This window comes from Streptomyces calidiresistens (genome assembly GCF_014141525.1).
GTDB classification, from domain to species: Bacteria; Actinomycetota; Actinomycetes; order Streptomycetales; family Streptomycetaceae; genus Streptomyces; species Streptomyces calidiresistens.
This window is the reverse complement of the sequence record NZ_VKHS01000315.1, coordinates 1-5867: the sequence shown is the minus strand read 5'-3', so window position 1 is coordinate 5867 and position 5867 is coordinate 1. Positions and strand designations below refer to the sequence as shown.

Here is a 5867-nt window from a genome sequence, read left to right as displayed (position 1 = left end):
CCGGGGAGCGCCCCGCGGGAAACCCCGCCCCCCGGACCGGCGGCGACCGCGACTCCGCCGTCACCGCCCTCGCCCTGGCCGCCGGCCGGGGCGACCGGGAGGCACTGGAGGCCTTCGTCCGCGAGACCCGGATGGACGTCTGGCGCTTCACCGCCCACCTCTGCGGCGACATCGGGGCGGCCGACGACCTCACCCAGGAGACCTACCTGCGGGCCCTGCGCGGACTGGCCTCGTACGAGGGCCGGTCCTGCGCCCGTTCCTGGCTGCTGTCCATCGCCCGCCGCGCGGTGGTGGACCGGTACCGCTCCGCCGCCCGCCGACCCGTCGTCACGGCGGCCGAGAACTGGCAGCTGGTCGCCGAGCGGTCCCAGCCGCGCGGTGTGCCGGGCTTCGACGAGGGCGTGGCCCTGCGCGAGTTGCTGGAACTGCTCCCGGCCGAGCGGCAGGAGGCGTTCGTGCTCACCCGCGTGCTCGGCCTGCCCTACGCGGACGCGGCCCGGCTGCTGGGCTGCCCCATCGGCACCGTCCGCTCCCGGGTGGCCAGGGCCCGGGCGGACCTGATGGAGGCGCTGGGGCCCGTGTCGTCCGGGATGTCGGCCGCCGCCTGACCGGTCGGGGCGGCGGGCGGTGCCGTCCGCCGCCCCGACCGGGGCCCTCACCGCGCCATGAGTTCCCGGATCGCCCCCACCACTTCCCCCGGCGCCTCCTCCGCCATGAAGTGCCCCCGGTCGAGGGTGACGTGCCGGAGGTCCGGCGCCCACGCCCGCCACAGGGCGGCGGCGTCGTACCCCAGCGCGGCCCCCCAGTCCTGCTGGAGCACGGTCACCGGCATCCGCAGGCGGTTGCCGGCCGCGCGGTCCGCGAGGTCGTGTTCGCGGTCGATCCCGGCCGAGGCCCGGTAATCGGCGACGACGGAGGGGACGGCGGCCCGACATGCCGCCAGGTAGGCCTCCCGGACATCGGCCGGGATCGAACGGGGGTCCACCGTCCAGGCGTCGAGGAAGTGGCCGAAGAAGTCGTCCGGCGCCGCCCCGATCAGCCGCTCGGGCAGTCCCGGCGGCTGGGCCATGAGGAAGAGGTGGAAGCCGACGGCGGCGGTGACTCCGCGCATCACCTCCCAGGTGTCGGCGGTGGGCAGGACGTCCAGGCAGGCGAGCCGGGTGACGGCGTCGGGGTGGTCGAGCCCGGCGCGGAAGGCCACCAGAGCGCCCCGGTCGTGCCCCACCAGTGCGAACCGCTCGTGCCCCAGTTCCCGGGCCAGGGCGACGACGTCCGCGGCCATCGCCCGCTTGGAGTAGACGGTGCCGTCGGGATCGGCGGGCTTGTCACTGGCGCCGTAGCCCCGCAGGTCGGGACAGAGGACGGTGTGGTCGGTGGCCAGGTCGGCCGCGACGTGCCGCCACATGAGGTGGGTCTGCGGGAAGCCGTGCAGCAGCACGATCGCCGGGCCCGCACCGCCCACGGCGGTGTGCAGCGCGACCTTCCGCGGACCACCGGGCCCGGGGGAGCCGGCCACGGTGACGCGCCGTTGCCCGAAGCCGGGGATGACGGGGTGCGGAGGGGATGCGGGGGACGTGTCGGTCATGCGGGTTCCTCTCCCGGGGCGCCCCGACTCGGGACCGCCCCGGTGCTGCTCGAGCGCCTCACCCGGGAGGGGGACCTCACGATCCACCACCGCTCCCGGGGACCGACGGCTGCCGGTCGTCCCCAGCCTGTGGGGCGCGAATGAGCATTCGATGAGCGGACTACCGTGGGCGGGGACGGCGCTCCGACCGCAAGCGCCCCGCCGGGCGGATCCCGGCGCACATCCGCCGACCCCAGGAGGAGCCCCCGGAGATGTCCCACGGGCAACCCCGGACGCCCGTCCGGTTCGACGTGCTGGGTCCGCTCACCGCCCGGGACCCCGCCGACCGCCCGATCCCCCTGCGCGGGCCCCGGCACCGGGCCCTGCTGGCCCGGCTGATCATCGCCCGGGGTCGCGTGGTCCCGCTCCCCCGGCTGGTGGCGGATTTGTGGCCGGAGCCGCCGGCCTCGGCGGTACCCACGGTGCGGACCTTCGTGGCGGCGCTGCGCCGCGCCCTGGAGCCCGACCGACCGCCCCGCTCCCCCGCCCGGCTCCTGGTCACCGAGGGCCCCGGGTACGCGCTGCGCGCCGAGGCGGAGGCGGTGGACGCCCGTCGCTTCGAGCGGGCCGTGGCCTCGGCCGCCGGAGTCCCGGCGGCCGAGGCGTTCGACTCCCTGCGGGAGGCCCGGGACCTGTGGCGCGGCCCGGCCCTGGCGGACTTCACCGGGGAACCCTGGGCCCGGGGTGAGCGCCTTCGGCTGGAGGAACTGCGGCTGCACGCGGTCGAGCGGTGGGCGGCGGCCGGCCTGGAGCTGGGTCGGACCGCCGAGGTCGCGGCCGACCTGGCGGCGCACACCGAGGACCATCCCGACCGTGAGGAGGGCCGGCGTCTGCTGGCCCTCGCCCTGTATCGCTCCGGACGGCAGGGTGAGGCGTTGGGGGTTCTGCGCCGGGCCCGCTCGGCACTGCTCGGGAAGTTCGGGGTGGACCCGGGGCCGGCGTTGCGGGCCCTGGAGACGGACATCCTCCACCAGGCGCCCCACCTGACCCCCACCCCCGGGGCGGGAACGACGGCCGGGCCGGCCGGGGACCCCACCGAACGGCTCTGGGCGAGCGCCACCGCGGCCTGGGACCGCACCGTCCCGGCGGGGTCACGGGCACGGTTGGAATCCACCGCCGGCCTCCTGCGACGGTTGGCCCTCACCGGCCCCCGGGGTCTTCCCGAGGCCCGCCGCCACCGGTGGTCCGCCGTGGAGGCCGCCGAGGAGTTGGGCGACCCGGAGCTCACCGCCCGGGTGATCGGGCTGTACGACGTGCCCGCCCTGTGGACCCGGCTGGACGACCCGGCGCGGGCGGCGCGGGTGGTGGCCGCCGCGGAACGCACCCTCGCGGCCCTGCCCGCCGGGACCCGGGAGTCGGTGCGGGCCCCCCTGCTGGCCACCGTCGCCCTGGAGTCGCGGGGCACCACCGACGGGCGCGGAACCCGGGCCGCCCGGGAGGCCGAGGCGATCGCGCGACGCTCCGGGGACCCCGGCCTGTTGGCCCTCGCCCTCAACGCGGTGTTCATGCAGTCCTTCCACCGCCCCGGCGGGGCCCGGCACCGGGACGCCGTGGGGGCCGAACTGGTCCGGCTCTCGGCCCGCCACGGCCTGCCCGCCCACGAGGTGCTCGGCCGGCTGATCCGGCTCCAGGCCGGGGCCGCCCTCGGGGACCGGGCGGGCGCGGAGGAACACGCCGTCGCGGCGGACCGGCTCGCCGAGCGGCACGAACTGCCGCTGGTGCGGGTCTTCACCGACGGGTGGGCCGCGCTGCGGGTCGCCGAGGACGCCGACCCCGGGGACCCGGCCTCCGTCGAACGGGCCGAACGGGCCCTGCGGGCCGCCGCCGATCGCCGCGCGGGCTGCGGGATGCCCGGCCTGGAGGAGGGTCTGCGCGCCCTCTCGCTGGTGGCGCTGCGGGTGGCCCTCCGGCAGCCGCCGCGGCCGTCGGACCACACCGATCCCGGGCCCCATCGGGCATGGATCCGTCCCCTGCTGCTCGCCTCGGCCGGGCGGACCGCCGAGGCGGTCGCGGCGCTGCGCGCGGCCCCCGACCCGCCGCCCGGTGTGACGGCGGAGGCGCTGTGGTGCCTGCTGGGGCGGGCGGCCGTGCTCGCCGGGGACGCCGATACCGCGCGTCGGGTGCGGCGCGCCCTGGCCCCGGCCGCCGGTGAGGTGGCCGGGGCCGGCACCGGGATGCTCACCGCGGGGCCGGTCGACGACCACCTGGCCGACCTGACCGACCTGACCGGCAGGACCTGACCGGCAGGACCGGTCCGGCCGGGCCGGCCGGCTCGGACACCGACGCGCCCTCCGGCACCACCTGAACCATCCGACGGCACGGACCCCGGCCGGCACGGAGCGGGCGGCACCCATCCCGGTGTGCGCGATCCGGGGACCGCCCGCGCCCGGTGCGCGACCACCCCACCGGCACGAGGGCCGCGCACCCGGCGCGGCTCGGCCCCGGCCGGGAACGCCGCCGCCCCCGGGCGGGGGCCCGGGGGCGGTCGGAACGGTCGCGGGCGCGGCGGCCCACCGGCTCAGGAGGCGTCGAGCAACTTCAGCTCCGGGTGGGCGCTGCCGCCCTCGATCGCCGTCGAGGAGAGGTGGGAGACCACCTTGTCGTCCGTGGGGTCCAGCGCCGGGTCCTCGTGCACCACCAGGTGCTCGTAGGTGGTCGATCGCTGGGCGGGCACCCGGCCGGCGGCGCGGATCAGGTGCAGCAACTCCAACCGGTTGGACCGGTGTTTGGCGCCGGCCGAGGAGACCACGTTCTCCTCCAGCATCACCGAGCCCAGGTCGTCGGCGCCGTAGTGCAGCGAGAGCTGGCCGATCTCCTTGCCCGTGGTCAGCCACGACCCCTGGATGTGCGCGACGTTGTCCAGGAAGAGCCGTGCCACGGCGATCATCCGCAGGTACTCGAAGATCGTCGCCTGCGTGCGCCCGCGCAGCTTGTTGTTCTGCGGCTGGTAGGTGTACGGGATGAACGCCCGGAAGCCGCCGGTGCGGTCCTGCACGTCGCGGATCATCCGCAGGTGCTCGATCCGCTCGGCGTTGGTCTCGCCGGTGCCCATCAGCATGGTGGTGGTGGACTCCACGCCCAGCCGGTGGGCGATCTCCATGATCTCCAACCACCGCTCGCCGGACTCCTTGAGCGGCGCGATCGCGGTGCGGGGCCGTTCGGGCAGCAGCTCGGCGCCGGCCCCGGCGAAGGAGTCCAGCCCGGCCTCCTTCAGCCGGCGGATCGCCTCCTCGGGATCGACCCCGGAGATCCGCGCCATGTGGTCCACCTCGGAGGCGCCCAGCGAGTGGATCACCAGCTGCGGGTAGGCCTCCTTGATCGCGGAGAAGTGCCGCTCGTAGTACTCCACGCCGAAGTCGGGGTGGTGCCCGCCCTGGAACATGATCTGCGTGCCGCCGAGCCGGACGGTCTCCTCACAGCGCCGCAGGATGTCCGACAGGTCCCGCACCCACACGTCCTCGCTCTTGGGAGGGGCGTAGAAGGCGCAGAACTTGCAGGCCGTCACACAGGCGTTGGTGTAGTTGATGTTCCGCTCGATGATGTACGTCGCGATGTGCTCGGTGCCCGCGTAGCGGCGGCGGCGCACGGCGTCGGCGGCGGCGCCCAGCGCGTGCAGCGGCGCGTGCCGGTACAACTCCAGCGCCTCCCCGGGGGAGATCCGGCCGCCCTCGGCGGCACGGTCGAGGACCGGCTGGAGCTCGGGGCTGCGGGCCATGGAGCGCGTCCCTTCGGCGAGGTGGGGCACCGGCCGCCCCGGGGCCCGGCCCCGGTCCGCGACGCCCGGCACCGGGGTCGGCTCCAGCGTACGCGGTGGTCAGCGGAGCCGAACGACGCCCTCGTGGGAGGCGTCGGGGTGCACGGCCCTGAAGGCGGCGGCCCCCTCGTCCCCCTCCACCGCCTCCAGCACCGTCTCGAAGACCCCGGTGGCACAGACACCGGGGGAGCCGGAATCCGCCTCGTCGAGTTCGGCGTCGAAGCGCACCTCACCGCCCTGCCCGTCGACGGAGACGAGGGTGAGCACGTCGGTGCAGGTGCTCGCGCCGATCAGCGGGGTGTGCGTCATGCTCCCCACCCGGTCGCCGACCCCGCCGGCCTCCAGCACGATCTCCACCCGGCCGGAGGGGATGCCGCCCAACATGGTGACCTCTCCCTCCCAGGTGCCGATCCAGGCGTCGGGCAGGGCCTCCGCCCCGGGGGAGGCCACGGGGTCGGGGGCCGGATCGGGCCCGGGGTCGGTTCCGTC

At 76.5% G+C, this 5867-nt stretch carries 4 protein-coding genes and 1 pseudogene; 2 read left to right on the top strand and 3 right to left on the bottom strand.

Annotation, left to right across the window (positions count from 1 at the left end; all coding sequences use genetic code 11):
• A partial coding sequence (locus tag FOE67_RS14245; RefSeq protein ID WP_438874219.1) for a sigma-70 family RNA polymerase sigma factor occupies window positions 1–608 on the top strand: 608 nt, incomplete at its 5' end.
• 47 nt (window positions 609–655) lie between these two features.
• Here FOE67_RS14245 and FOE67_RS14240 read toward each other — a convergent pair.
• Entirely contained in the window at window positions 656–1585 is a 930-nt protein-coding gene (locus FOE67_RS14240) for an alpha/beta fold hydrolase (protein WP_182664234.1), read from the bottom strand.
• A 251-nt stretch (window positions 1586–1836) separates the two neighbouring features.
• Between FOE67_RS14240 and FOE67_RS14235 the strand changes: the two genes are divergently transcribed.
• Window positions 1837–3864, top strand: a complete 2028-nt coding sequence (locus tag FOE67_RS14235) for an AfsR/SARP family transcriptional regulator (RefSeq protein WP_182664231.1) — start codon at window positions 1837–1839, stop codon at window positions 3862–3864.
• A 278-nt stretch (window positions 3865–4142) separates the two neighbouring features.
• Here the strand turns inward: FOE67_RS14235 and mqnC are convergent, their stop codons facing one another.
• Together mqnC and FOE67_RS14225 are read right to left on the bottom strand one after the other, a co-directional pair.
• On the bottom strand, window positions 4143–5339 hold the full coding sequence (gene mqnC, locus FOE67_RS14230) for a cyclic dehypoxanthinyl futalosine synthase (RefSeq protein WP_182664229.1): 1197 nt from the start codon (window positions 5337–5339) through the stop codon (window positions 4143–4145).
• A 99-nt stretch (window positions 5340–5438) separates the two neighbouring features.
• Window positions 5439–5867 (bottom strand): annotated as a pseudogene (locus FOE67_RS14225) (hypothetical protein); the annotation flags it as partial.